Genomic DNA, 26,736 nt, shown 5'->3' with positions numbered 1-26,736 from the left:
GAGCGCCGTCGAGCGACGAATGCTCTGCGTGCATAGTCGCAGTCGCAAATTTGTTGCCGATCATCAAGGTGCAGTCTTTGAAGATTTTATATTTCTGCAGAGTTGAAGTAGGCTTAGGTCGTAATTGTAGAATGTGGATAGATATTCAATTCCGGAAGGGGAGAGTGCGTAATCCCTTTCAAGATTTCTATGTATAGCTTCTTCTCCGGATGGAAGTTCAATCTGCACCCCGCTAGAGATTGTACTTAAAAGTACTTTAAAATCACTGTTTAATGTTTCCTGTTCAAGTATGTAAACAATATCATTGTAGCGCTTCAATAGGTATGGGCAGTCAATGAGCCAGTAAGAAAGTTTTCTTTTTATGTGATTGATTTCTGTTAGCCCAATCTTCGCGATATGGAAGTCTTCAGGTGTGCCATGGGTGAGGCCATAAAGCATCTCGTCTGGAGTTTGATAACGCGTGTAAACGATTTTTTCGGCTTCGCTCCATGGTGTTTTCCCTTGTGGTTTACCTTGCCTTTTCCTGGAATAGAATCCACTGCAAAACCTGGAGTGAATATTTCTGATGGAGAAGAACACCTTTTCCCCTACAGGAATATCCTTCAGTGTCGTTGAGTGTGGATGAAATTGAAGGTCGTATGGAATGAACGATGAATGCTTCTGGAGGGTCGTCATTATTGCAGAGCCACCCGTTTTGCCAACGTGGATAAAATGTAGCTTTTCCATATTATTGTAGAAAATGGCCCGCTTTTAGTGTTAGTGCGTACAGCGTGTCGACGTTAGTAAGCCGTGTGCTTTTTGGGGGGATGTCGCCTAATTTCCGGCTGCTAATGTTGAACTGCAACTTAGATATATGTCCACGTCGCTACTGCCTGTCGTATAAATTTATAACTTAATTGTACTTATGTTGCAAGGAAAGTGTTCGGTGCCAGCTGCCAAGATTTGTGCATTGATTGTTGCTGCCTGACACCGCGCCCTGGCGAACCGCTATTAGGCTAACTCGCCCTCATAGTCGGTGCTCCCCTCTCGTCGAAAGAAGGTCATTGAAGATGGCGGCGTACGGCTGCCTTCCACTCATATCGGTGCTCATGGCGGTCACTTCGCTTAATCGGGTGACGTGTCGTAACCCCATGCGAACCCCAGCCAGGCTCGGCATGACCACTTCCTCTTCGGGTGGGACCATCACGTTATGACTATCTATCTTCACCAGATTGTGCGTCCTACCGCCCCAGCTTCTTCTCAAGCTCGGCCACGGCCAGGGTGGTCTTGATCACCGTGTCGGGGTTCAGCGACATGCTCTGGATGCCGCACTCCACGATGAAGCGAGCGAACTCCGGGTAGTCCGACGGGGCCTGCCCGCAGATGCCGATGTACTTGCCCATGCGGTTGCAGACCTCGATGACCTGCTTGACCATCCTGAGCACGGCGGGGTTGCGCTCGTCGTACACGTGGGAGACCAGGGCCGAGTCCCTGTCCACGCCGAGGATGAGTTGGGTGAGGTCGTTGGAGCCGATGGAGAAGCCGTCCACCACCTCCAAAAATTCCTCCGCCAGAATCACGTTGGAGGGGATCTCGCACATGCCCACCACGCGCAGCCCGTTCTCGCCCTTTCTCAGGCCGTAGGCGGCCATGGTCTCAAGCACCTTGCGGGTCTCCTCCACGGTGCGCGGGAAGGGGATCATCACCTCAAGGTTGGTAAGCCCCATTTCGTTGCGGATCTTGAGGATGGCCCGGCACTCCAGGGCGAAGGCCTCCCTATAGTTGTCGGAGTAGTAGCGGCTGGCCCCGCGCCAGCCGATCATGGGGTTCTCCTCTTTCGGCTCGAACTGCGCGCCGCCGATCAGGTTGGCGTACTCGTTGCTCTTGAAGTCGGAGAGGCGCACGATGACCGGCTTGGGGTGGAAGGCCGCCGCGATCATGCCCACGCCTTCGGCCAGCTTGTCCACGAAGTACTGGGCAAGGTCGGTGTAGCCCTGGGTCATGCGGGCTATCTCGGCCTTGGCTGCCTTGTCCGTGAGTTCGCCGAAGCGCAGCAGGGCCAGGGGGTGGATGCGGATGTAGGAGTTGATGATGAACTCCTCGCGCGCCAGGCCCACGCCGTCGCAGGGGATGAAGCTCTTCTCGAAGGCCTGCTCCGGGGAGGCCAGGTTCATGGTGATCTTGGTGCTGGGCCGGGGCATGCCCTCCAGGTTGAGCTCCTGCACCTCGAAGTCCAGCAGGCCCATGTAGACCACGCCCTCCGAGCCCTGGGAGCAGTCCACTGTGACGTCCTGGCCTTCGGGGATGCGGTCCGTGCCGTCCAGGGTGCCCACCACGCAGGGGATGCCCAGCTCCCGCGAGACGATGGCCGCGTGGCAGGTGCGCCCGCCCCGATTGGTCACGATGGCCGAGGCGATCTTCATGATCGGCTCCCAGTCGGGGTCGGTCATGTCCGTGACCAGCACCTCGCCCTTGCGGAACTCCCGGATGTTGGCCGCCTCCTTGATGACGTGCGCCGCGCCGCGCCCGATGGCCTCGCCCACGGCCTTGCCCCGCGCGGCAACCGCGCCCGAGCCTTTGAGCACGTACGTGCGCAGGACGTTCGCGTCCTTGCGGGAGTGGACGGTCTCGGGCCGGGCCTGCACGATGAACAGCTCGCCGGTGCGTCCGTCCTTGGCCCACTCGATGTCCATGGGCTTGAAGTAGCCCGCCTTGGCGGAATAGTGGTCCTCGATGGTGCAGGCCATGCGCGAAAGCGACAGCACCTCCTCGTCATTCAGCACCAGCAGGCCCCGGTCGGCCTGGGGCACGTCCACGTTCTTGGTGGGGGACTTGGCGTCGTCGGTGTAGACCATCTTGATGGCCTTCTCGCCCACCTTCTTCATGAGCACGGGCTTGAACCCGGCCTTGAGCGTGGGCTTGAACACGTAATACTCGTCCGGGGAGACGGCGCCCTGCACCACGTTCTCGCCCAGGCCCCAGGCCCCGGTGATGTACACGGCGTCCTTGAAGCCGGATTCGGTGTCGATGGTGAACATGACGCCGGAGGAGGCCAAGTCCGAGCGAACCATCTTCTGCACCGCGATGGAGAGCGCGATGGCGAAGTGGTCGAAGCCCTTGTCCACCCGGTAGGAGATGGCCCTGTTGGTGAACAGCGAGGCGAAGCAGCGCTGGCAGGCCTCCAGGAGCTCCTCCACGCCGTGGATGTTAAGATAGGTCTCCTGCTGGCCCGCGAAGGAGGCGTCGGGCAGGTCCTCCGCGGTGGCGGAGGAGCGCACGGCCACGTCGCAGCCCGCGCCGTAGCGGGCCTCCAGCTTGGCGTAGGCCTGCTCGATGGCGGCGCGCAACTCGTCGGGGAAGCGCAGGGAGCGGACCAGGGCGCGAATCCTGCGCCCGCGCAGGGCCAGGTTCTCCATGTCGTGGGTGTCCAGGCCGGCCAGGATGGAGCGGATGGCCTCCCGGGCGTTGTTGCGCTCCAAAAGCAGGCGGTAGGCCGTGGCGGTGATGGCGAAGCCCCCGGGCACGGTGACGCCCTTGGGGCCGAGCTCGCGGTACATCTCGCCCAGGGAGGCGGTCTTGCCGCCCACCAGGGGGACGTCCTCGCTGGTGATTTCGTCGAACCAGAGGATCAGTGCGTCGTCTCTGCTCATTGCAAGCCTCCGGGGAGGTGGGATTGGGGCGAGGATAGCACGCGGGCGGGGCGCATGGGAAGGACGGGCCGCCAAAAGAAAGCCCCCGGCGCTTGCGCGACGGGGGCTTCGGTATCGTTCAGGCGACTGGGCCTAGTAGGCTTCGTCGTAATCCAGCTCCTTCTCGGTCACCTTGTGGCTGAAGGTCTTGTAGACCCAGGCCTGGTACAGGATGACGATGGGCACGAAGGTCAGGGCCACGATGAGCATGATCTTGAGCGTCAGCGGCGAGGACGAGCTGTTCTGGATGGTCATGGACCACGCCGGGTTCAGGCTCGAGGGCAGCAGGGCCGGGAAGATGCCCAGCACGCCGAACAGGGCCACGCCCACGATGGTCACGGCGGAGGCCGTCCAGGCCAGGCCCAGGCGGCGCTGGCCGATGTACACGCGCTGCATCAGCAGGCCGCCCACGGGCAGCAGCAGCACCACGAACAGCAGCGGGTTGGCCAGGTAGTTGGCGAACAGCTTGGTGTAGACGGCGGAGAGCACCAGGAACACCACGGCCACCAGCAGCAGGGCGGGCCAGAGCTTCTCGGCCACCTTGAGGGCCCTGTCGTGCAGCACGCCTTCGGTCTTGCAGGAGAGGAACAGCGCCCCGTGCATCAGGAAGGCGCAGACGAACAGAACGCCGCCGCACAGGCCGTAGGGGTTGAGCAGGGTGAACAGGTTGCCCTGCAGGATGCCGTTCTGGTCGATGGGCACGCCCTTGAAGATGTTGGCGAAGGCCACGCCCAGCAGCAGCGCGGGAAGGAAGCTGCTCACCGCGTGGATAACGTCCCAGATCTTCTTGGAGCCGGCGCTCTCGACCTTGGCCCTGAACTCGAAGCTGATGCCCCGGAAGATCAGGGAGAACAGCAGGAGCATCAGCGGCGTGTACAGGGCGGAGAACATCACCGCGTAGGTGCCGGGGAAGGCCGCGAAGGTCACGCCGCCGGCGGTTATCAGCCAGACCTCGTTGCCGTCCCAGAAGGGGCCGACCGAGTTGTAGAGGATGCGCTTTTCGTTGTCAGTGGCGGCTATGGCCGGGGCGAGCATGCCCACGCCCAGGTCGAACCCGTCCAGTATGAAGTAGACGGCCCACAACACGCCCCAGAGCAGAAACCATATGGTTCCGAGTTCCATGTCCGTTTCCTCCGTTTAGTGGGCCGGGCCCTTCTTGGCGTATTTGACCAAGAGGTAGATGTCGACGATGCCGAGCAGGGTGTAGACCACCACGAAGGCCAGCAGGGAGAAGGCCACCTGCTGCGGCTCCACCGGGGAGACGGCGTCCTTGGTGCGCATCAGCCCGTGCACGATCCAGGGCTGGCGGCCCACCTCGGCCACGGCCCAGCCCGCCTGGATGGCGATGTAGGGCAGGGGGATGGCGTAGAGCATCAGGCGCAGGTAGCCGGGGTAGTCCTGCAGCTTCTTGGACTTTATGAGGCCGAACAGGGCCAGCAGCGGCATGATGGTGCCGAGTGCGACCATGATGCGGAAGTTCCAGAAGGTGAGGGCCACGGGCGGGCGGTCTTCGGCCTTGAAGTCGAGCAGGCCCTTGACCTCGGCGTCGGGGTTGTTGAAGGCCAGGATGGAGAGCAGGCTCGGGATGCCGATGGCTTCCACGGAGTTGCGGCTGTTGGCCTCGTCAGGCAGGGCCAGCAGGTACATGGGGGCGTTCTTCTGGGTGTGCCAGTGGGACTCCATGGCCGCCAGCTTGGCGGGCTGGATCAGCGCCACCTGGTTGCCGTGGTGGTGCCCCTGCACGGCCACGACCACCGAGAAGATGAAGGCGAAGACAGCGCCGATCTTGAAGGAGCGGGTGAAGAACTCCACCTCGTTCTTGCGCAGCAGGTGCCAGGCCGAGACGCCCGCCACGAAGAAGCCGGAGAGCAGGAACGCGGCCGAGAGCACGTGCACGTACTGGCTCCAGGCGAAGGGGTTGGTGATGAGCGCGCCGAAATCCTCAAGCTCTGCCCGGCCGTTGCGCATCACGTAGCCCAGAGGGTTCTGCATGAAGCCGTTGGCGATGATGATCCACAGCGCGGAGAGGTTTGCGGCGAAGGCCACCATGCAGATGGCGGCGGCGTGCATCCCTTTGGAGAGCTTGTCCCACCCGAAGACCCACACGCCGATCATGGTGGATTCGAGGAAGAAGGCCACCGATGCCTCGATCGCCAGCAGGGGGCCGAAGATGTCGCCCACATAGGCCGAGTAGCGCGACCAGTTTGTGCCGAATTGGAATTCCAGGGTGATGCCGGTTACGATGCCGATAGCGAAGTTGATGAGAAAGAGTTTGCCCCAGTATTTGGCCATCTTCTTATACATCTCATCACCGGTTCTGACGTAGCGGACCTCCATGAAGGCAACGAGAATGGAGAGGCCCAGGGTCAGGGGGACGAAGATGAAGTGAAAGAAGGTGGCCGCGGCGAACTGCAAACGGGAAAGCATCAAGGTGTCCATGCGCCTTCTCTCCTATGCCTGGCCTTTTGAAGTTGTGGCGGATTTTCCGCCGGTGCATGCCGCATCGCACTGCGCTGCGGGGTCCAAGTTGCTGTCCGTTCTGGCGAGGCTTTCGAAGTTCGCCGCTCCCAGCGTCTGGCGGAACTGGGCCCTGGCCTTGTGCCACACGCGGTGCACCGCGCAGCAGGAGCTGCGCTCGCAATCCTGCGGGCGGGAAAGGCACTCGTTCACCAGTATCTCGCCGTCTACGGCCTCCACCACCATTAGCAAAGAAATCTCCCGCGGGGGAAGCGCCAATTCCATTCCCCCCAGTGCGCCCTGGCGCACCACCACGACGCCGGCCTTGGCCAGGCTCTGGGCGATCTTGCCCAGGAACGCCTGGGGGATGCTCATGGCCTCGGCGATCTCGCGGCGGCTGACGACCAGTCCAAACGGCTGCTTGGAGAGGTACAGGACGCAACGGATGGCGTATTCTGCGGCGCGTGTGAGTTTCATGCTGCCTCGAAACAGGATAATTAAGAGCTGATTTGTCCTATATCGAGGCGAGGCCTGGGTGTCAACAATCCATGCGGAAATTCGCACAAGAAAAACGAATCGGTTCCTCCCGCCCAGACCGGCACGACCCGCCGGGTTGCGCGCCGTTATTTACCGGATGCCGGTTCGGGGGTAGGGAAGGGTCATTCATAGGAACCCGAGGTGCGTATGCCCATGTGGACCCGCCGATTCGCTCTCAAGGCGCTCTCCTGCGCCGCAGCCGTGGCCGCGTGGCCCGGAGCGGCCTGGAGTATGATCGTCCAAGCCTTCCAGACCCGCACCGTGGAGGAAGGCCCTCCCGCGTTCGATTCCGTCACGGGGGAACTCGTGCTCACGGACGGCAGCCGCGAGGCCTACGAGTTGGTGGTGGACGGGATGGCCGAACACCCGCTCAAGCTGAATTACGCCCAACTGCGGGCTTTGCCCCAGGTGTCCCAGACCTCCGACTTCCATTGCGTGGAGGGCTGGTCCGTACTGGACGTGGCCTGGGGCGGGGTGCGCTTCAAGGAGATCACGGAGTTGGCCCGGCCCGCCGCCGGGGCCACACACGTGGTGTTCCACGCCCTAGGGGAGACCGGTTACGGCCGGGGCGCCCTGAGGCAGTATCACGAGTGCCTTCCCCTGGGGGACCTGCTGCGCCCCGAGCTGGACTATCTGCTGGCCCTGGACCTGGGGGGCGTTCCTCTGCCGCTGGACAGGGGGGCTCCTCTGCGCCTGGTCTGTCCGTTCGACCTGGCTTACAAGTCCATCAAATTCGTCACGCGCATCGAATTCACCGACGCTCCTCAGGACGGCTGGTGGACCGTGGCCAACCCCATCTATCCGCTCAACGCGCCGGTGCCTTCCAAGAGGCTGCGCCGCAAGGACCCCAGGGGGTAGCGCCCAGAGCCAACACGGCAAAACACTGTGACCAATAAACAAGGACCCTCGCGCTTCGCCAGCGCGAGGGTCCTTTGATTTATTCCCTGTCGGTGGAGGCCGGTCAGGAGCCGGACTGCGTCTGCGTCTGCGGGCGGGGGGCCGCCAGCGCGGCCTTGCGGCTGAGGTACTTGTTCAGCCAGACGCGCAGCCGGGCGTGGACGTTGACGTCCACCTGCCCAAGGAACCAGGCCCCGCCGATGCAGAGCACCAGGGCCATGAGCCCGGCGATGAGGCCCGGGGGCGTTTCCGTGAAATACTTCCAGCGGTCGAACACAAGAATGATGACGTTGGTGTGGATCAGGTAGAGCGTATAGGAATAGTCACCGTATTGGGCCAGCATGGGCGGCGAGGTTACGCGGCTTTCCAGCTTGATGAGCCAGTAGAGCAGAAAGCAAGAGCCCATGCCCATGATGTAAAGAACCGAAAAGCGCACGGCCCAGAGCTCCAGGCAGGCCAGCGACACGGCCGTCATCACCAGCAGCATCATCTGCTGGGTGAAGGGTTCGTTGAAGCGCTGAATGTAGTAGAAGGTCAACGCGCCCAGGATGAACGAAGGGTTCCAGATGGAGAACCAGATGTTGAGCACGTTGGGCACGGGCTGCGGCGGCCTGAAGGCGAAGATGTGCACCAGGATGCAGGCGAACAGCCAGGCCAGCAGGAACCCGGGGAAATACCTGGTCAGCTTCGGGCGCACGAACACGGCGCAGATGAGATAGTACCAGATCTCGTAGACCAGGGTCCACTCGATGCCCAGCTTGTAGCTCTTGCCCATGCCGAAAGGCAGCAGGGACATGACGAAGGGAAGGTCGTCCAGGTTGAGCTGGTGGTTGGTGAAGGCGCGCATCACGAAAGCCATGGCTATCACGATGAAATACATGGGATAGACGCGGACCAGGCGCTGCGCCAGGAAGTGCTTGGAGTTCCTGTCCACCAGGAAGGCCATGAAGTACCCGGAGATGGCGAAGAAGGCGCAGGGCACGCCGCCGATCAGGTCGGGCACGTATATGAAGTACGACGGGTCGCCCTGTTTCAGCAGGTATATCTTGACGTGCACGAAGGCCACCAAGATGCACAAGATGCCCCGGAGGGCTTGAATATGAGTATAGGTCATGGTGTGTCGGCGTGTTGTGCTGTGGAGCCGCCCGGCGGAGTCATGAGGAATTGGGCGGCGCCCAGCAACTACATCAAACGGTGGGGATGGTCAACGCGGCCGGACGCAAACGGTGTTCCCTGTTGCCGTCTTATTCGGTTCCGGGGGCCAGCTCGGCCTCCCAGGCTTCCACATGGTACAGGCTGGTGCCGGGGTTCTTGGCCCAGCCGCTCTGCTGGTCCCAACTGCGCTCGATGGGCCATTGGCTCACTTGCCTGAGAGCGCCGTCCACGTTGTCGGCCATGACGACGCGGTGCTCCGTGGCCTTGAGGGCGCCCTGCGGCCCGGAAATGTAACGGACGAGGTACTGCTGCATGTGCCGCCCTCCTGCACGTGGCGGAAAAGGGCGGCGGCGCCCCTTGCGGGTCGCGCCGCCGCCGTTGGTTGCTTGGCCTGTATTCCGCGCGGCCCGGCGGGCTAGCCGTGGGCGCTGGGGAAGAAGGCGTTGCTGACGAAGTAGAGCACCACCAGCAGGGTCACCCCGATGCCCAGGCTCCAGGCCACGAGCTTCTTCTCGGTGTCGTCCAGCGGTTCATACTCCATTTTCTTTATTTCTTCGCTGATCTTCAGGTCGTTGATGTTGGACATACGTGTCGCTCCTTGGGGTTAGCTGGCCAGCGGCGGCTTCACACCGTGGAAGAAGAGCCAGGAGATGAACAGCCCGACCCAGATGATGAACCCGAACAGGCAGACCACGTACACAGCGGCCAGCCTGCCGATCCCTTCCTCCCACAGCTTGCGGAAGTTGGAGACCACGCCGATGGTGAAGAAGGTCAGCACGAAGAAGATCAGACGGAACGATGAAAGCCCGCCGATGATGGCGTTGCCCAGCTTCACGCCGCCGGCGGAGCTGGTGCAGACCAGCAGCAGGATGGCGAAGGAGATGATGTAGCCCAGAACGAAGCGGGGGAAGCGGTTCCACACTTCGGAGAACTTCATCCTCTGGCCGTCCTTGCACTCGAACTTGGAGCACCAGATGTAGGCCAGCACGAAGGACCAGATGCCGATGAACACGTCGATGAAGATCTTGACCGTGGTGGTGACCATCACCACCCAGCCTTCCTTGTAGTTGACGCCGTCGACGGCCAGTGCCTTGGCGCGGATCAGGGCGTCCGTGATGGCGCCGCTGGCGATGGCGCCGCCGTCGCTCTTCACGGCCAGGCCCATCCAGCCGCCGGCCACCATGGGTTCGCCGTGCAGCCACCACTGGGCCACGAAGGGCAGGACCAGCATTTCAACGCAGGTGAACACGACCACCAGGGAGGAGACCATGATGGGCACCACGGGGCGCGCCCTGATGGCGCCGCCGGTGGCGATGGCCGCGGACACGCCGCAGATGGAGATGCCCGAAGCCAGGGGGGCGGCCCACTCCCTGCTGAATTTGAAGTACTTGCGGGAGACGTAGTACACCACGGCCCAGTAGATCAGGTAGGCCTCGACGATGGCGCACAGGCCCCGGAAGATGATGGAGGAGGCCAGGCCCATGGCGTCGGCGGCCTTGACGCCGAGTTCCGAGCCCATGATCACGATGGCGATCTTGACGAACATTTCGGGGCGGCAGGCATCCTTGATGCTCTCGGCCAGCCCCGGCATGAAGTTGCCGACGATGATGCCCGCGAGAAGCGCTATGACGAAGCCCGCTTCACCCGTGAGGCCCATGGACCAGGAGATGCCGAACTTGGCCGTGGTGTTGGGCGTCGCGGCGATGTGGGCCTCGTTGCCCAGGGCGAAACAGAAATAGCAGATGAAGAATACGACGGTGAACGATTTTACGAACTTCACCACGTCGGCGCCAAGCAGTTTGATGCCGACAGAGAGCACCGCCGTGATCGCGACATAGGTGAGTATCAATGCGGCAAAGCCGGAAACGCCTTTATAATTCGCCGTGGAGGCGGTGAAAACCTTGTCGAAGGAAGTCCACATGTTCGATTTGACGGCCCATCCGAGCAAATCGATCCCTGCAACGTTGAATAGTGACAGGATGAAGATCAATGACCCCACCAGCAACGCCACTTTGTCTTCCGTAAACGCCGTGTTTTGCTTCATACTTCCTCCGGAGCGGTTTTGTGAGCGTCTGTTTTCAGCCACCTCTGTGCGACGGCCAGGCTGGTCGCATTTGACGGCACGATGCCATAGCATCGGCGAAGTGCCAAGTATTGCGGGATAATTCGTGTCCGGCGGCGTGCGGTTTGAGCTGATTATTGTCTACATTTTCCAAATTGTAATATCGCCACGCTTACTACCGTCATCACTTGAAGTGCAAAAAAAGCCCCCTCTGAAATACTCAGAGAGGGCTTCGCTGATCGGGCCGACGCCGTGTTGCGGCGGGTGCGTCAGAAGGAGGCGATCTTGGCCTGCAAGGCCTCGGCCACCTTGCGTCCCAGATCCACGCAGGCCTTGAGCTGGTCGTGGGTGGGCCTGTTCTTGGCGCGCACGCCTTCAATAACGTCGAAGTGCATGGCGGTGAGTTGCTCGGTGACCAGCTTGAGGGACTCGCCGCTCCAGCCGTAGGAGCCGAAAGCAGCGGCCACCTTGTTCTGGGGGCGCAGGCCCTTCATGTAGGTGAGCATGGCGGAGACGGGCGGCAGCACGCCGTTGTTGTGCGTGGCCGAGCCCACCAGCACCGCTCCGGATTCGAACACCTCGGTCATCACGTCGGAGTGGTGGTTGGCCTTCAGGGACATGACCGTCACCGGCGTGCCCGCGTCGGAGAGGCCCTGGGCCACGGCGTGGGCCATCATTTCGGTGGAGCGCCACATGGTGTCGAAGAACACCACGGCCTTGTTGGCGGGCTTTTGCAGGGCGAAATTGCGGTAGGCCTCGATGACCTGGCCCACGCCCGCGCCGCGCCAGAGCAGGCCGTGGTCCGGGGCGATCATCTGGACGTCCCAGCCCTGCTTGCCCACTTCCTCAAGGATCTTGAGGGTCACGGAGGAGTACGGCAGCACGATGTTGGCGTAGTAGCGGGAGAGCTGCCTGGCCAGTTCGGCCTGGTCCACCTCGTCCGCGAAGCGCTCGGAGGTGGCGTAGTTCTGGCCGAAGGCGTCCTGGGAGATGAGCAGCTTGTCGTGCGGGATGTAGGTCATCATGGAGTCGGGCCAGTGCAGCATCCTGGTCTCCATGAAGTGCAGGGTGCGCTTGCCGATGGAGAGTGTGTCGCCGGTCTTGACCACGTGCAGGGGCCAGTCCTTGGCGTCGTAGTACTCCTTGATAGCCTTTTCGCCCATGACCGAGCAGACGATCTTCTCGGGCTTGCAGGCGGCCACCAGCCGGGGCAGCGCGCCGGAGTGGTCGGGCTCCACGTGGTTGACCACTATGTAGTCCACCTTCTCCACGGGCATCACATGCGCGATCTTGCACAGCAGGTCGCCCGCGAAGGAGGCGTCCACCGTGTCGACCACGGTGTTCTTCTCGTCCTGGATCAGGAAGGCGTTGTACGTGGTGCCCTTGGGGGAGAGGGAATAGCCGTGGAAGTTGCGGCGATCCCAGTCGACGGCACCTATGTAGTGAATATCTTTTAGAATCTCGACGGATTTCATTGGGGATTCCTCAAAAAAAGAGAGGCCCGCCGGATACCCGGCGGGCTGGGAAAATGGGCCTATTCCTTGGAGAATTCGTCCTTGGAGGCTCCGCAGACGGGGCAGGTCCACTCATCGGGAACCTTCTCCCACGGGGTGCCGGGGGCAACGTTGTTGTCGGGATCGCCTTCGGCGGGATTGTACACGTATCCGCAGACGTTGCAGACATATTTATCCATGAATATCCTCCGGATGAAAACGGTGAAGGACGAATCGCCATCTTTTTACCCCCAGCGCCGGACTCCGCCACGGGGGCGAGCCTTGCCTGAGCGGCAAAGAGGTCGATGCGTCGGTTGCGCGAACCGGCCGAAGCCCTGAGGCGCGGCGCGGAAAAAACTCCTGGTCCGACATGCCGGCGGGGCTCCGGTTACGGAGCGCACCACGCGACTATCGAAATCTATCATGCGTGATCGCCCCGCCTGTCAAGAGGGAAGTGCCTGCTTCCCCCCATCGCCGTTGCCGGAGAAACGGCCGGCAAGCTTCGCCAGGTGGTGGGACATGTCCCTCACGGCGGTGATGCGCTTGTTGGCCTCCATGACGCGCATGGCCACGTCCTGCGAGAGGCCGTTGATGTGCGAGACGTTGTCGTTGATGGCCTCGCTGGTGGAGGACTGCTGCTCCGCGGCCGAGGCGATGGAGCGGATCATGTCCGCGATGCGCCCGGAGTGCGACACGATGTCGGAGAACACGGAGCCGGAGCGCTCCGCCATGCTGGCGGCGTGCTCCACGGACTCCTTGGTGCCGGCCATGCCCCCGGCCACGTGCCTGGTGCCGTCCTGTATCTCGGTCACGGCGTGGCTGACCTCGGCCGTGGCCTGCATGGTCTTCTCGGCCAGCTTGCGGACCTCGTCCGCGACCACGGCGAAGCCCCGCCCCGCATCCCCGGCGCGAGCCGCCTCGATGGCGGCGTTGAGGGCAAGCAGGTTGGTCTGGTCGGCGATGTCGCCCACCACGCCCATGACGCGGCCGATGTTCATGGCCCTCTCGGTCAGTTCGCTGAGGGACTCGGCAAGGGACTGCGCCCGGGAGGCCACCTGGCGCGTCTCGTCCACGGTGAGCTTCACCTCGGTGCCGCCCTTCTGGGCCACGGCCTGGGCCTGCTCGGAGGCCTTCGAGGTCTCGCTGGCGTTGCGGGCCACCTCCAGCACGGTGTCGTTCATCTGGTCCATGGCCTTGGTGAGGTTGGCCGTGAGGGCAGCGGTGTCATCCACGCTGTGGGCCACGACTTCCATCTGTCCGGCCAGTTCGGTGGCGGCTTCGGAGAGGTTGGCCGACACGGACATGACCTCGCGCGCCACCTCGAGCAGGCTGGCGCGCTGCATCTCGATCTGCACCTTGGCCTCCTCCTCTTCGGTGAGGTCCATGAGCACTCCGATGACGCCGAGCATCTGGCCCTTGGCCCCGCGCAGGGGGGAGACCTCGTAGTGCAGGGGGAAGATCACGCCGTCCTCGCGCTCATAGAGGATCTTGCCGCCCGAGGACGTGCCCGAGGCCAGCACCGTGGCGCAGAGGTCAAGCGAGGCGCCGCCCGCGCTCAGGATCATGTCGGCCCGGCGGCAGTTGAGGGCGTCTTCGGGGTGCCCCAGAATTTTGCAGAGCGGCGTGTTGGCGAAGCAGAAGTCACCGTTCTGGTCGGTGACGAAGAGCGGGATGTTGATGCCTTCCAGGACGCTCTTGTTGTATTCCAGCTGGTCCTGGATGGTGCGCACCATGCCCGCCAGATCGCGGGAGAGGCCGGCCAGCTCGTCCTGGCCCTTCATGCTGAAATCCACGTCGTGGCGGCCCTGGCGCACCAGAGCGGTGTTGGCGGCGATGGTCCGGATGCGGCTCAGCACCGCCCGTTTCATGAACCAGGTGACCAGGCAGAGCAGCAGCACCAGCCCGGCCAGGGAGATGCCGCCGTTCATGAGCTGGTCCTGCCGGGCCTGGGCCAGGGTGGGGGTGATGTCCTGCAGGACGACGATGGTGCCCAGGATGGGCTTGGAGGCCCCGTGGCAGTGGTGGCATTCGGGCTCGTTGCGGATGGGGGTGGCCATGGCCATGAAGCTCGACCCGTTCAGCTCCGTCTGGGCGGAGCCCTCCGCTCCGGCCAGGCCCTTCTCCAGCAGGCCGGTGACGGCCTGGCTGCCCAGGAAGGGGGCCAGATCCCTGCGCAGGGCCTTCTGGTTGGTTGAGTAGGTCACGTTGCCTTTGTAGTCGGTGAGGAAGATGTGCCCCGCCGCGTCGCGCTTGGCCATCTTCTCGAACACCCCGGCGGTCTCGGAGTTCTTGCCCAGGCGCATGGGCTCCTCAACGGCCATGAGCATCAGGTGGGAGATGCGGTTGGAATTGGCGGTCACGAGGCCCATGGTGGAGCGCGACTGCCAACTGGCGTTTGCCAGGAACAGGCCCGTGAACACGGTCACCGTGACGGCGGTGATCAACAACAGGACGCGGAACCCGAGTGACTGATGGAACACATGCACAGCCGTTTTCCTCCCTAGTGTGCGCCGCCGTACAGCATCGGCTTGAAACCAAAGGATTTCACGCGCTGCTCGTTGTGGCATGCCTGGCATTGCTCGACCGAAAGCTTGGACTTGATGAGGGACTTGTCGCCGGACTGGGCGTGGGCCTCGCCCGGCCCGTGGCAGACCTCACACCCGGCGTTGGCGAGCTGGGGCGTCTTTTCGACGCTGATGAAACCGCCCGGCTGCCCGTACCCTGTCGTATGGCAGGCGTAGCACTCTTGAAGCTCGGCCGGACTCAACTTCGAGGCCATGATCTGGATCGATTGGAAGGAGTGGGCCTTCTTGGCCGACTTTGAATACGACTCGAATTCTTTCTGGTGGCATTCAGCGCAGGCTTTGGAGCCCGTATACCCGGCGGACAATGCGTTCGACACTGCCAACAGCGGCACAAGGCATACAGCAACGGCTAACAAGACGGCTGCCCGGCGCATACGGCCCCTCCCTGCGGGTTCTGGTTGCAACACATCAGGCGCCTGGCCGGTTGATGGAGCCAGGGGCTTGCAGCCGCAATCCAGAGCGGGGAAGGTGCGTAACTGAACAATCCATCGGTCTTCGGCGGACCGCCAGGACAATACGCCCCGTCCTTGGCGCTGTACGGCTGAATTGTCAAGTACAGCTACTCTTGCAAGGATTCTGCAAGCAGAATAATCGTTACACTACGGAGTCAAAAGTTGCAATACTAAATGCTTGAAACAACGATGCTTGCTGCCCTTTTCTGCCTTACAAATCAGAAAGCCCCGTCCGCAAGGCGGACGGGGCTTGATAGGCGCGGTCTATAGTAGCTCTACCAGTCCAGGGTGCCCTTGAATGCCTGGGCCAGGTCGTCCACCCCGCAGCGCAACAGGGCGGCTCCGCCGTTGCGGATGGTGAGCGCCCCGTCGTCCGTGACGCGCCCGATGGGGGCGATCCACTGCCCGGCGAAGAGCTTCTCGAAGCTGGGCACGTTGCCCGAGGGCACGCTGACCACGAAGCGGGAGTGGCTCTCGGAGTAGAGCACCTCCAGGGAGGTGGCGCAGTCCGGGCTGGCGGGCACGCGCAGCAGGTCCACGTCGGCGCCCATGCGGCCGCCGATGCACATTTCCGCCAGGGCCACGGCCAGGCCGCCATCGGAGCAGTCGTGGCAGGCGTTGACGACGCGGCCCTTGATGGCCTTGCGCAGGCCGCGGTAGCGGGCCTTGGCCGAGAGGGCGTCCACCTCGGGCACGCGGCAGTCGCTGAAGCCCAGCTCGTCCGCCAGCTCGGAGCCGCCCATCTCGGGGCGGGTCAGGCCGAGCACGTAGAGCACGTCTCCGGCCTGCTTGAGGTCGGAGGTCATGGTCTGGGCCGCGTCGGGGATCACGGAGAGCACCGTGAAGAGCACCGTGGGCGGGATGGAGATCTTGGACCCGCCGCCGGTGTAGTCGTTCTTCATGGAGTCCTTGCCGGAGACGCAGGGCACGCCGTAGGCCTGGCAGAAATGGGCCAGGGCCTGGTTGGCGCGCACCAGCTGGGCCAGCTTGTAGCGGCCGTCGGGCGTCTTGGCGGACTGCACCGGGTCGCACCAGCAGAAGTTGTCCACACCGGCCATGTGGGCCAGGTCGGCGCCGGTGGCCACGGCGTTGCGCACGGCCTCGTCGATGGCGCCGGCCATCATCCAGTAGGCGTCCAGGTCGGAGTACTTGGGGCAGATGCCGTGGGAGAGCACCAGGGCCTCCTTGCGGGCCAGCACCGGGCGCATCACGGCCGCGTCCGCCGGGCCGTCGCGCTTCACGCCCACCAGGGGCTTGACCACGCTGGCGCCTTTGACCTCGTGGTCGTACTGGCGGATCATGTACTCCTTGCTGCAGATGTTCAGGCGGCCCAGCATGCTCATGAGCAGGCCGGCCTGGTCCTCCACGGCGGGCTGGGGCTGGCAGGCGGCCTCGGGGCGCTCCCAGCGGGCCTCCAGGCGCATCCTGGGGGTGCCGTCGTGCAGGAAGCCCATGTCCAGCAGGGCCACGGGCTTCTGGCCGTAGCTCACGCTCAGGGTGCCCGAGTCCGTGAAGCGGCCCAGGTCGGTGGCTTCCACGTCCATCTCGGCGGCCAGGGCCATGAAGCGCTCGAACTGGTCCGGGCCGACGGCCACGGTCATGCGCTCCTGGGCCTCTGAGAGCAGGATCTCCCAGGGGCGCAGCCCGTCGTACTTGAGCGGGGCCTTGGAGAGGTCGAGCTCCGCGCCGCCGCTGTCCTGGGCCATCTCGCCCACGGAGGAGGACAGGCCGCCAGCGCCGTTGTCGGTGATGGCGTGGTAGAGGCCCAGGTCCCTGGCGCGCATGAGGAAGTCGTACATCTTGCGCTGGGTGATGGGGTCGCCGATCTGCACCGCCGTGGCCGGGGAGCCCTCGTGCAGCTCCTCGGAGGAGAAGGTGGCCCCGTGGATGCCGTCCTTGCCGATGCGCCCGCCGGTCATGACGATGCGGTCGCCGGGCAGGGCGCGCTTCTCGAAGCTGGGCATGCCGCCCACCTGGGCGGGCATGATGCCCACGGTGCCGCAGAACACCAGGGGCTTGCCCAGGAAACGCTCGTGGAACACCACCGAGCCGTTCACCGTGGGAATGCCGGACTTGTTGCCGCCGTGCTCCACGCCCTCGCGCACGCCTTCCATCACGCGGCGCGGGTGCAGCAGGCGCGGCGGCAGGGGCTCGTCGTGGAAGGGGGAGGCGAAGCAGAACACGTCCGTGTTGCAGAGCAGGTTCGCGCCCATGCCGGTGCCCATGGGGTCGCGGTTGACGCCCACGATGCCGGTGAGCGCGCCGCCGTAGGGGTCCAGCGCGGAGGGGGAGTTGTGCGTCTCCACCTTGACGCAGAGGTGGTGGTCGTCGGTGAAGCGGATCACGCCCGCGTTGTCCTTGAACACGGAGAGGCAGATGTCGCCCGCGCCCATGGACTTGCGGATGGCCGCCGTGGAGCCCTGGATGTAGGTCTTGTAGAGGCTCTGGATGCTCTGGCGCGTGCCGGTCTCGGCGTTCTCGTAGTCGATGTCGGCGGAGAAGATCTTGTGCTTGCAGTGCTCGGACCAGGTCTGGGCCAGCACCTCAAGCTCGGCGTCGGTGGGCTGTGCCGGGAGCCCGGCGGCCTTGCGGCGCTCGGCCGTGCCGGGGGCGGCGTAATGCTCCCGGATGGCCAGCATTTCCTCAAGGGAGAGGGCCAGCACGTTGTCGCGGCTGAAGGCCATGAGCTCCTCGTCGCTCATGGCGGCCAAGTCCACGGTGAGCACCTCGTCGCTGGCGCGGCCGGTCACCTGGGCGGCGCGGGGCTCGAAGCCGGGCTTCTCGGCCCACTGCGCGGCGGACTTGACCTCGAAGCGCTGGATCAGCTCGTTGCAGAGGTGGTCCTTGGCGATGTGCTCCACCTGGGCAGGGTCCAGCTTGCCGGAGAGGGCGTACTGGCTGGAGGTGTACACGGCCAGGGAGCGCGCGCGGGCCTTGTCAAGCCCGAGCACCAGGGCCAGGGTCTCCTTGGCGGTGCGGCCCTCGTTGTCGGTGACGCCGGGGCGCAGCCCAACCTCGATGATCCAGTCGAAATCGTGGGCCAGGGGCGTGATCGAGGCCACGTGGGACACGGGGTCGTGCAGGGCGGCCGCCTCGATGACACGGTCGATCTCCTGCTTGTCCAGCCCGGCCACGGTGTAGGTTTTCACCACGGCGGCGCCTTCGACCTCCACGCCAAGTTCATGCGTGATCCTCATCGCGGCGCGGCGTCCGGGAACGTCGAGAACGTGCGGCTTGGGAGCTACTTCCACCCGAAAGAGCATGCGGATTTCCTCGTCAGTAAGTGTAGGGAGTTGCACGCCGGACAGACCCCTGGGCCGACCGGCGGTTCATATCGCCATCGTTCAGGCCCAGAGGATGCGGTGCCCCCCCTGGTTCTTGGCCTGGTAAGAAGCCTGGTCCGTCCTGCGCAGCAGGGCGGAGGGCAGTTCGTCGTCCTTGAGCATGGCCATGCCGATGGATAGGCCCAGCACGCCCTTGAACTCCTCCTTGACCGCGGCCAGCACGCGCCCGGCCAGATGCTCGAGCTGGTCCGGCTCGATCTCGGTGACCACCACGGCGAATTCGTCCCCGCCGTAGCGGCAGGGGTAGTCCATGCCCTTGCGCAGCCGAGCCTTGAGGATGCGCGCCACCGTGCGCAACACCTCATCACCGGCCTGGTGGCCCAGATTGTCGTTGACTGCCTTGAAGTTGTCCAGGTCGAAGAAGATCAGGCCCAGGGAACGCCCGGTGCGGCGCGAGCGGTTGACCTCGCGCTCCAGCACCACGTGGAACTGGTAGTGGTTCAAAAGCCCGGTGAGGCCGTCGAACAAGGCCATGCGTTTGAGTTTCTCCTCCAGGCGGCGCACGGCGGTGATGTCGCGCCCCACCACGAGCCACTGGCGCATGCCGCCGGAGGCGCTGGGCAGGGGGGAGAACACCAATTCCAGCGTACGCCCCGCGGCCCCCAGGGAGGGCAACACCGTCTCCACCGGGGCGGGCGCTCCGGCGAGCATCTGCGGCCCCCAGTCGCCCTGGAAGGAATGTGTCGGGGTGGCGCAGTCGAAGAGGTTGCGCCCGAGCAGGTCGATGGCGCGGGGCGAGGCGAAGGTGATGCGCCCGCTGACGTCGATGGTGAACACCTTGTCGCGCATGGAGCCCACGAGCTTTTCGAGGAACTCGCCCTGCTTGAGGGCCTTGAACTCCCAGCCGGAGACCAGGGAGACGTCCTCCAGGAAGAGCAGGATCTCCTCGCGGCCCTGCCAGGTGCGCTTCTCGGCCGCCAGGTACACGCAGGAGTCGTGGGCCTGGTGTTCGCCCTGCCAGAGGCAGAAGATCTTGTGCAGGGAACGGGCCGAGGCGTCCCGGAGGAAGGTGTCCCACTGGCCGTCGCGGGAGAAGCCCTTGCCTTCGCCCAGCGAGGTCCAGAGGTCCGCCCCGCGCTCCACCCCGGGGACGGCCAGGAAGTCGCGCAGGCGGTTGTTGATCTCCAGGATGGCCCCCTTGGGGGAGAGCCTGGCCACGCCCACGGGGAGCTGGTCCAGAGTGTGGGCCTTGAGCTCCAGCACGGTCTGGCGCAGGGCGTACTGCTCGTAGTTCTGGCTGGCGAAGGAGACGTAGAGCGCCACCTCCTTGAGCACGTCGCCGCGCAGGCCCCTCTTGGAGAGGCGCAGCTCGCCCAGATGGACGTCGCGCGCGACAATGGGGAAGTGCGCGCCGTGGCTCAGGGACCAGCTCAGCTCCTCGAATTTTTCGCCGTGCTGCACGCAGGCCACCCCGTCGGACTTGGAGGCCCTGAACAGGTCCCAGTCGCGGTACTCTGGCACGCCCAGGGCCAGCTCCCATTCGTCCACGCCCCATTCCCACTTGAGGTGCCTGCCGATGATCCGGGCGGCGTCCAGCTTGCCGCCGGCGGCCGTGGCGATCTCGGAGGCAAGGAAGTGGAACTCCTGCATCTGGCGGATGCCGTGCTGGTAATAGCGCTCGTCAGGGGGGGACTCGTCGATGCCCAGGGTGGAGAGCACGGTCTGGAAACGCTGGATGCAGCGGGAGTGGACCTCGTCCAGTTCCTCCTGGCTGAGGCCCAGGCGGCGCAGCAGGAAGCTCCTGAAATGCACCACCTCCGCCGGGGGGTGGTGCGCGCCGATCTCAAGCTCCGCCCAGCGGGTGGCCAGGATGACGCACTGCGTGGGGGCGGAGTGGGCGTCGATGCCTTCCAGGTCGTGATGGTGCATGATGCACTTCGGGTCCTGAAGGGGGATGTTCCATTCCCGCAGCAGCATGGTGGTGAGCTGGCAGTGGTCGGCAACCCAGCGTTCGCGCTCGTCCTCCAGTTGGCCCTGGGCGAGGGAGGTCAGGGGCGGGCCGCCTTCCGGCCGGGCGAAATTCTCCGGCTCGTGGCAGGCCATGAGCAGCAGGGAGATGTCCTTGAGCAGGGCCGAGAGGTAGACCTGGTCCGCGGTTTCGGGGCAGAGGCGCTCCGCCAGGAGCTCCGCCGCGATGGCCGCCCAGATGATGATGCGCCAGTTGGCGTAGAAATCGATGCCGCGCTCCGTCAGGGCCACGCTCAGATGCTTCTGGTAGGTGACGGAGAGGGCGATCTTGAGGATCTCGCGCGTGCCCAGGATGGTGGCCGCGCGCTGCAGGTCGGTCACTTTCTGGGCGGAGCCGTAGTAGGGGGAGTTGGCCAGGGTGAGCACCGTGGCCGTTAGCACCGGGTCCAGGGCCATGATCCTGGCCAGGACGTCGAAATCCGGGGTCGGCTTCACCGCCTCTTCCAATAGCTGCAGCATCACCGGGGGGAAGGTGAGCCGCATGCATTCCCGAAGAGTGGCGATGGTGCTGCTGGTCATGGGCGGCCTTACTTGTCGCGCTTGGCCATGCCCTCCAAGGCGGCATACAGCAGCGAGGTTTCCGGAGTGGTGGGGAAGGCCGCCAGGCAACGCCCGGCGTCCTGTATGTAAGAGGCGGCCATGTCGCGGGTGCGTTCCACAAAGCCTCCGGCGTTGATCGCTACGAGGGTGGATTCCAGCTCACTCTCCTGCAATGTGTTCTCTTTGAAAGCTTTTGTAAAGCGCTCGCGCCCGGCGTCGTCGAGGGACTCCAGGTAGAAGATCAGCGGCAGGGTCAGCTTGCCTTCGCGGATGTCCGCGCCCTTGGGCTTGCCGGAGACCTCCTTGGGGGAGGAGTAGTCCAGCGCGTCGTCCACCAACTGGAATGCGATGCCGATGTTCATGCCGAAATCCGCCGCCGCCTTGACCAGCTCTGGCGAAGCCCCGGCCAGCAGCGCCCCGGCCTCGCAGGCGGACTGGATCAGGCAGGCGGTCTTGCCGGTGATGATGTCCAGGTAGCCCTGCATGTCCATGGTAACGTCGCGCACGCGGGCGATCTCCTGCACTTCGCCGCTGGCGGTGTTCAGGATGGCCTGCGACAGGCAGACCATGAGCGGCGGGACGTTGTAGGAGGCGATCATGACGTTGGCCAGGGCCAGCAACGCGTCGCCCGCCAGGATGGACTGCCCCACCCCGAAGAGAGTGTGCGCGGCGGGCCTGCCCCGGCGCAGCTCCGAGCCGTCGAGCACGTCGTCGTGCAGCAGCGTGGCGGAGTGCAGCACCTCCAGCGAGCAGGCCAGGGGGTAGGGGTCGCCCCCGGAGTAGCCCAGGGCGCGGGCGCACAGCAGCGTGAGCACGGGGCGCAGGCGCTTGCCTCCGGCCTGGAGCACGTGCTCGGCCATGGGCTTGACGTAAGGATTGAGCGTGGCCACGTGGTCGTGCAGGCACGTTTCGATCTTAGGAAGCTCCCCGGCCAGGTATGAGGCGAATGTGTTCATTGCAATCTTGTGTTGGCGGGCATGACCCGGTTTACCCGACGCCCGGGACGGGCATGAGCCCGGCCAGCACGTCTCCCAGCCCGGCGAGGGCCTGGGCGAGCTTCCATTGCTTGTGGTCGCGTTCTCCGACAGGGTTGGAGATTGTCCGAACTTCCAAAAAAGGCAAGCCCCGCGCCCGGCAGGCCAGGGCGAGTGCGAACCCCTCCATGCTCTCGGTGAGCGCCCCGTGCCTGGCGGCCAGGGCCGCGGCGCGCTCCGCCGAGCCCGTTACCGCCGCCGAGGTCAGCGCCGGGGCGCGCAACCAGCCTTGCGGCAGGGCGAGTCCCAGAGCCTTGGCGGCTTCGTCCGGGTGCAGGCGTATCCTGTCGAAAATTTTCTCGCCCCCGCCTTCCCACTGCGGAAAGAGGAAGCCCGAGGCGTCGGCAAGCCCGTCCGGCCCGGCCACGCCGAAATCGGCGCAGACCTCCTCGCTGGCGGCCACCGGGGCCAGCAGGGGGGCCTTGGCCGTGTCGAAGCTGCCAGCCACGCCCAGGTTGAGCATCCCCGCCACCTCGAAGCGCTCCAGGGCGGCGGCGGCCTCCAGGGCGGCGGCCAGCGGGCCTACGCCCGTGACCAGCAGCAATACGTCCCGCCCGGCGATCCTGGCCCGGGCCGCGCCCCTCGCGGGTATCCGTCCGGCATACTCCGGCCCGGCATACTCCGGCCCGGCATTCTCCGGCCCGGCCAACTCCGGAGCGACCTTGGCCAGTGCGTGGCGCAGTTCGCCCGGGGTGGCCGCCGCCAGGGCCAGCGTCATTTCAGCGCTTCCTGACCACGGCCACGCACAAGCCCTCCTCGGCGTCCCGCACGGACTCCACGTCCGCCTTGCGGTGAGCCGCCACCAGGTCGAGCTTGCGGCGCTGTTCCGGGCGGATCTCCACCTCGATCGCGCAACCGCTGGGCAGTGACTTCAGAAGCGAACTCGCTTCCAGGAAGCCGCGTCAGCAGTCCTGTGCGCAATTCAGGCAGGGCATCGGCATGTTAGAGCCTCCAGTAGGAAAGGCCGGCGGCCGTGTAGCGGGCCTTGTCCAGTGCGCCACGGATGTCCATCACCAGCCCGGTGGACGGGTTGGCGAAGCGGGGCAGAACGTTCTCCGGAGTCAGCCCGGCGTACTGCCTGTGCCCCACGGCCACGATCAGGGCCTCCAGGCCCGTGAGCGCCTCCAGGGGGGAGAGCTCCAGCCCGTATTCCTCGCGGGCCTCCTCGGGGGCGGCCATGGGGTCGTGCACGAGCACCTCGACGCCGTACTCGCGCAGCTCGCTTATGACGTCCACCACCTTGGTGTTGCGCAGATCGGGCACGTTCTCCTTGAAGGTCAGGCCCAGGATGCCCACCTTGGCGCCGCTGACCGGGCGCTTGGCCGCGATTAGGCGTTTGATGCAGCACTCGGCCACATGCTTGCCCATGGAGTCGTTGATGCGCCTGCCCGCCTGGATCACCTGCGGGTGCAGGCCCAGGCCCTCGGCCAGGAAGGTGAGGTAGTAGGGGTCCACGCCGATGCAGTGGCCGCCCACCAGGCCGGGCCTGAAGCCCAGGAAGTTCCATTTGGAGCCCGCGGCCTCCAGCACCTCGATGGTGTCGATGTCCAGCTTGCCGCAGATCAGCGCCAGCTCGTTCATCAGGGCGATGTTCAGGTCGCGCTGGGTGTTCTCGATGACCTTGGCGGCCTCGGCCACCTTGATGGAGCTGGCCCGGTGCACCCCGGCCGTGACCACCGCGCCGTACACGGCGCAGAGCAGGTCCGTGGTGGGGGCGTCCTGCCCGGCGACCACCTTCACGATGGTCTCCAGGGTGTGCACCTTGTCGCCGGGGTTGATGCGCTCCGGCGAGTAGCCCACGAAGAAGTCCTTGCCGCAGGTCAGGCCCGAGCGCTCCGAGAGGATGGGCACGCAGACCTCCTCCGTGAGGCCGGGGTACACCGTGGACTCGTAGACCACCACGCTGCCGGGGGAGAGGTTCTCGCCCACCGTGGTGGAGGCGGAGCGGATGGGGCGCAGGTCCGGGCTGCGGTGCGAGTCGATGGGCGTGGGCACGGCCACGATGATGAGCTTGCAGTCGCGCAGGCGGGCGGGGTCGCAGGTGTACTCCACGTTGGCGGCGGCCAGCCTGGCGGCGTCCACCTCGCCGGTGTCGTCGCGGCCCTGGTTCAGTTGCTCTATGCGGCGGGGGGAGATGTCGAAACCCACCACCTTGAAGGAACCGGAGAGCGCCACGGCCAGCGGCAGGCCCACGTAACCGAGGCCCACCACCGCTACTGTCGCGCTGCCGGATGTAAGTTCGTCGTAAGTGACCACATGTTTCTCCAAAATGAAATCGGGCGAAGGGTCCTTACCGGAGTTTGCCCCGGCCAGCAAGCGCACTGGACAGGACCTCCCCGCTGGGGCTAGGTGCTGCCCATGAACATCGACTGGAAAATCGTTGTCATGGGCCTTGGCATTGCGCTCGTGCTCGAGGGCCTGCCTTATTTCCTGCTCGCGGACAAGATGCCGGAGGTCTTGCGCGCGCTGGCCTCCTCCAAAACCAGGACCCTGCGGATCATGGGGCTGTGCGCCATGATCGCCGGGGTGACGCTGGTCTGGCTGATGAAGCGCTGACCCCCGCTATTGCCCCTCAACCCTGCTTGACGCCCACGTGGATGACCACGATGCCGAAAGCCAGGCGCTCCCAATTGACCGAAGCGAAGCCCGAGGCGCGCATCTCCTGAGCCAGGGAGGGCGCGTCCGGGAATTCGCGGATGGTGTCGGCCAGATACTGATACGCCCCGTCATCCTTCGAAAAAACTTTCCCCAGAAGCGGCAGGAGCCGGTTCAGGTACAGGTTGTACACCCCGCCCAGGATGCGCTGCTTGCCGGAGCCGAACTCCAGGATGCACAGCCTGCCGCCGGGCCTGAGCACCCGCAGCAGTTCCGCGTAGGCCTCGGAGCGGGGCCGGATGTTGCGGATGCCGAAGGCGATGGTGGCGGCCTCGAACGTTTCGTCCGGGAAGGGCAGGGCCCTGCCGTCGGCCTGCACCGGGGCGATGGAGGCCACGCCGCGCCGGGCCAGCTTCTGCGCGCCCTGCGTGAGCATGGGCAGGCAGAAGTCCGCCGCGGCTATGCGCGCGCGGGGGAAGCGCCGGGCGATCTCCAGGGAGACGTCCAGGGTTCCGGCGGCAAGGTCCAGCACGCGGGGGCTGCCCGAGGCGGAAACGCCGATGTGGTCCACCAGCCGCCTGCGCCAGAGGATGTCCAGCCCGAGGCTCAGGAAATGGTTCAGGAAGTCGTACCAGCCGGCGATACGGCCGAACATGGAGGCCACGCTGCGGCCATGATCGGACGCCATGCTAGTCGGTATCCTTGGTTTCGCCCTGGTAGGGGGTGTGCTCGGTGATGGTGCGCAGCACCTCGAGGTAGATGCGCGAGAAGTGCGCCGTGAAGTTGGAAGGGGAGATGCGGCCCGTCTCCACGAACTTCACCACGATCTCCTTGGCGACCTGCAGGGCCTTGTCCTGTATCTTGTCCACGGCGTTCTCCGCAGTCTGGTGGTGAAAAAACCGCCCGGGGGGAAATGGCCTTTGACCACCAAAGGACAAACCGGGCGGAAAAGAGAAATACCTTGAAGCACTCCCCTTTTTTTCAAGGGGCTGACTACCACGCCTGGAGCCGGGAGTCGAGGGGCGCGGCAGCGGGGAATTCCGTCCGCGCCGGAAGGGTATGGCGCGGCGGCAGGGTACGGTATTCGGTGTGGCCCCCCGCGGGTTTTCTCGCTTCCGGTCGCCCCTCCCGCGCGCGGCGCGGCCTGATATATTTGAAGAATATCAGGACGCGCCGCGCGCGGGAGGGCGACCCGAAGCTGGGCTGCATCGCATCGGGCCCTAGCCGGGGCGCTGCAAAGGGCCCTGCGGGGAGCGCAAAACGAGCCGAGGCCGCCAGCGCCGGGGATCCGGGCGGGCGGCCTCGCAGTGAAAAGGTCGAAATCCGGCCGGGGCTAGAAGGGGAGCACCTTGCGCCCGCAGGCCTCCTCCAGCACCTCGGCCACGCCCAGGTAGAAGGCGGAAGCGCCGCAGACGATGCCTTCCCAGCCCGCGATGGTGCCGATGAGCGCCGAGCCGGTCCAGTCCCTGATGGCCAGCAGGAAGAACAGCACGGTGAGCGAGCCGAAGATGAACTTGAGCACCGGGCCTTTCTTCAGCGTGCCGATCCACATGAAGAAGGTGAACAGGCCCCACACGAACAGGTACCAGCCCATGAAGGCGTGCTCGGTGGCGCCGGTCAGGCCCATCTTGGGGGCCACGATGAGGAACACCAGGGTCAGCCAGAACATGCCGTAGCTGGTGAACGCGGTGTAAGCGAAGGTGTTGCCCTTCTTGTATTCGAGCACCCCGGCGATGACCTGGGCGATGCCGCCGTAGAAGATGCCCATGCCCAGGATCATGGCGCTGATGGGGAAGAACCCGGCGTTGTGGATGTTGAGCAGGATGGTGGTCATCCCGAAGCCGAGAAGGCCTACGGGAGCGGGATTGGCTGTGGTCTGGCTCATGGCCGAAAATCTCCTATTCCGGTCTGTTTTATGGTTGCAGGCCAGACCCCGCGGAGCGGGCAGC

General features: G+C 64.6%; 24 protein-coding genes. 2 read left to right on the top strand and 22 right to left on the bottom strand.

Going from position 1 to position 26,736, the window contains the following annotated elements; all coding sequences use genetic code 11:
- Positions 1 to 63: 63 nt before the first annotated feature.
- The 5 genes from MLE27_RS02360 to MLE27_RS02340 form a co-directional block, all read right to left on the bottom strand.
- A complete protein-coding gene (locus MLE27_RS02360; protein WP_243310277.1) occupies positions 64 to 675 on the bottom strand; it encodes a hypothetical protein in 612 nt (203 codons plus the stop codon).
- 545 nt (positions 676 to 1,220) lie between these two features.
- Complete coding sequence (gene ppsA, locus MLE27_RS02355) at positions 1,221 to 3,629, bottom strand: phosphoenolpyruvate synthase (protein ID WP_243310276.1); 2,409 nt, start codon at positions 3,627 to 3,629, stop codon at positions 1,221 to 1,223.
- Between the two features lie 132 nt (positions 3,630 to 3,761).
- Positions 3,762 to 4,790 carry a cytochrome d ubiquinol oxidase subunit II gene (cydB, locus tag MLE27_RS02350; protein ID WP_243310275.1) on the bottom strand — a complete coding sequence of 343 codons (1,029 nt, stop codon included), beginning with the start codon at positions 4,788 to 4,790 and terminating at the stop codon, positions 3,762 to 3,764.
- Positions 4,791 to 4,805: 15 nt separating this feature from the next.
- Positions 4,806 to 6,107, bottom strand: coding sequence for a cytochrome ubiquinol oxidase subunit I (locus MLE27_RS02345; protein WP_243310274.1), 1,302 nt, complete (start codon positions 6,105 to 6,107; stop codon positions 4,806 to 4,808).
- A gap of 12 nt (positions 6,108 to 6,119) precedes the next feature.
- Complete coding sequence (locus MLE27_RS02340) at positions 6,120 to 6,602, bottom strand: RrF2 family transcriptional regulator (RefSeq protein ID WP_243310273.1); 483 nt, start codon at positions 6,600 to 6,602, stop codon at positions 6,120 to 6,122.
- A gap of 207 nt (positions 6,603 to 6,809) precedes the next feature.
- On the opposite strand from MLE27_RS02340, the gene MLE27_RS02335 reads away from it, so the two are divergent.
- Positions 6,810 to 7,520, top strand: coding sequence for a molybdopterin-dependent oxidoreductase (locus MLE27_RS02335; RefSeq protein ID WP_243310272.1), 711 nt, complete (start codon positions 6,810 to 6,812; stop codon positions 7,518 to 7,520).
- A gap of 103 nt (positions 7,521 to 7,623) precedes the next feature.
- Here MLE27_RS02335 and MLE27_RS02330 read toward each other — a convergent pair whose 3' ends face one another.
- From MLE27_RS02330 to MLE27_RS02270, 14 genes are all read right to left on the bottom strand, one after another.
- On the bottom strand, positions 7,624 to 8,673 hold the full coding sequence (locus MLE27_RS02330) for an acyltransferase family protein (protein WP_279355636.1): 1,050 nt from the start codon (positions 8,671 to 8,673) through the stop codon (positions 7,624 to 7,626).
- 130 nt (positions 8,674 to 8,803) lie between these two features.
- Positions 8,804 to 9,028, bottom strand: coding sequence for a hypothetical protein (locus MLE27_RS02325; protein WP_243310270.1), 225 nt, complete (start codon positions 9,026 to 9,028; stop codon positions 8,804 to 8,806).
- Positions 9,029 to 9,129: 101 nt separating this feature from the next.
- The gene (locus MLE27_RS02320; RefSeq protein WP_243310269.1) at positions 9,130 to 9,300 is read right to left on the bottom strand and encodes a hypothetical protein; all 171 of its coding nucleotides are present in this window, start codon (positions 9,298 to 9,300) and stop codon (positions 9,130 to 9,132) included.
- Between the two features lie 18 nt (positions 9,301 to 9,318).
- Positions 9,319 to 10,758 (bottom strand): putative sulfate exporter family transporter, encoded by a 1,440-nt coding sequence (locus MLE27_RS02315; protein ID WP_243310268.1) that lies wholly within the window; start codon positions 10,756 to 10,758, stop codon positions 9,319 to 9,321.
- Positions 10,759 to 11,045: 287 nt separating this feature from the next.
- The gene (locus MLE27_RS02310) at positions 11,046 to 12,251 is read right to left on the bottom strand and encodes an FprA family A-type flavoprotein (protein ID WP_243310267.1); all 1,206 of its coding nucleotides are present in this window, start codon (positions 12,249 to 12,251) and stop codon (positions 11,046 to 11,048) included.
- A gap of 59 nt (positions 12,252 to 12,310) precedes the next feature.
- On the bottom strand, positions 12,311 to 12,469 hold the full coding sequence (rd, locus tag MLE27_RS02305) for a rubredoxin (RefSeq protein WP_243310266.1): 159 nt from the start codon (positions 12,467 to 12,469) through the stop codon (positions 12,311 to 12,313).
- Between the two features lie 243 nt (positions 12,470 to 12,712).
- Positions 12,713 to 14,749 (bottom strand): methyl-accepting chemotaxis protein, encoded by a 2,037-nt coding sequence (locus tag MLE27_RS02300; protein WP_243310265.1) that lies wholly within the window; start codon positions 14,747 to 14,749, stop codon positions 12,713 to 12,715.
- A 20-nt stretch (positions 14,750 to 14,769) separates the two neighbouring features.
- Positions 14,770 to 15,228 carry a cytochrome c family protein gene (locus MLE27_RS02295; protein ID WP_243310264.1) on the bottom strand — a complete coding sequence of 153 codons (459 nt, stop codon included), beginning with the start codon at positions 15,226 to 15,228 and terminating at the stop codon, positions 14,770 to 14,772.
- 353 nt (positions 15,229 to 15,581) lie between these two features.
- Entirely contained in the window at positions 15,582 to 18,569 is a 2,988-nt protein-coding gene (locus MLE27_RS02290) for an AIR synthase-related protein (protein WP_243310263.1), read from the bottom strand.
- Positions 18,570 to 18,650: 81 nt separating this feature from the next.
- Positions 18,651 to 21,137, bottom strand: coding sequence for a diguanylate cyclase domain-containing protein (locus MLE27_RS02285; RefSeq protein WP_243310262.1), 2,487 nt, complete (start codon positions 21,135 to 21,137; stop codon positions 18,651 to 18,653).
- 8 nt (positions 21,138 to 21,145) lie between these two features.
- Positions 21,146 to 22,114 carry a polyprenyl synthetase family protein gene (locus tag MLE27_RS02280; protein ID WP_243310261.1) on the bottom strand — a complete coding sequence of 323 codons (969 nt, stop codon included), beginning with the start codon at positions 22,112 to 22,114 and terminating at the stop codon, positions 21,146 to 21,148.
- A gap of 31 nt (positions 22,115 to 22,145) precedes the next feature.
- Positions 22,146 to 22,910 carry a futalosine hydrolase gene (gene mqnB, locus MLE27_RS02275; RefSeq protein WP_243310260.1) on the bottom strand — a complete coding sequence of 255 codons (765 nt, stop codon included), beginning with the start codon at positions 22,908 to 22,910 and terminating at the stop codon, positions 22,146 to 22,148.
- A 1-nt stretch (position 22,911) separates the two neighbouring features.
- Positions 22,912 to 23,034, bottom strand: a complete 123-nt coding sequence (locus MLE27_RS17890; RefSeq protein WP_279355634.1) for a hypothetical protein — start codon at positions 23,032 to 23,034, stop codon at positions 22,912 to 22,914.
- Between the two features lie 100 nt (positions 23,035 to 23,134).
- Positions 23,135 to 24,448 carry a nucleotide sugar dehydrogenase gene (locus MLE27_RS02270; RefSeq protein WP_243310259.1) on the bottom strand — a complete coding sequence of 438 codons (1,314 nt, stop codon included), beginning with the start codon at positions 24,446 to 24,448 and terminating at the stop codon, positions 23,135 to 23,137.
- Positions 24,449 to 24,550: 102 nt separating this feature from the next.
- Between MLE27_RS02270 and MLE27_RS02265 the strand changes: the two genes are divergently transcribed.
- Complete coding sequence (locus MLE27_RS02265; protein WP_243310258.1) at positions 24,551 to 24,748, top strand: DUF2065 domain-containing protein; 198 nt, start codon at positions 24,551 to 24,553, stop codon at positions 24,746 to 24,748.
- 16 nt (positions 24,749 to 24,764) lie between these two features.
- Here the strand turns inward: MLE27_RS02265 and MLE27_RS02260 are convergent, their stop codons facing one another.
- The 3 genes from MLE27_RS02260 to MLE27_RS02250 all read right to left on the bottom strand — a co-directional run bounded on the left by MLE27_RS02260 (position 24,765) and on the right by MLE27_RS02250 (position 26,672).
- Positions 24,765 to 25,475: a ubiquinone/menaquinone biosynthesis methyltransferase gene (locus tag MLE27_RS02260; RefSeq protein ID WP_243310257.1), complete on the bottom strand. Its 711-nt coding sequence runs from the start codon at positions 25,473 to 25,475 to the stop codon at positions 24,765 to 24,767.
- A 1-nt stretch (position 25,476) separates the two neighbouring features.
- Positions 25,477 to 25,656 carry a hypothetical protein gene (locus MLE27_RS02255; RefSeq protein WP_243310256.1) on the bottom strand — a complete coding sequence of 60 codons (180 nt, stop codon included), beginning with the start codon at positions 25,654 to 25,656 and terminating at the stop codon, positions 25,477 to 25,479.
- A 464-nt stretch (positions 25,657 to 26,120) separates the two neighbouring features.
- The gene (locus tag MLE27_RS02250) at positions 26,121 to 26,672 is read right to left on the bottom strand and encodes an acetate uptake transporter (protein ID WP_243310255.1); all 552 of its coding nucleotides are present in this window, start codon (positions 26,670 to 26,672) and stop codon (positions 26,121 to 26,123) included.
- Positions 26,673 to 26,736 lie beyond the last annotated feature (64 nt).

This window comes from Fundidesulfovibrio agrisoli (assembly GCF_022808715.1).
GTDB lineage: Bacteria > Desulfobacterota > Desulfovibrionia > Desulfovibrionales > Desulfovibrionaceae > Fundidesulfovibrio > Fundidesulfovibrio agrisoli.
This window is presented reverse-complemented; position numbering and strand designations above follow the sequence as displayed.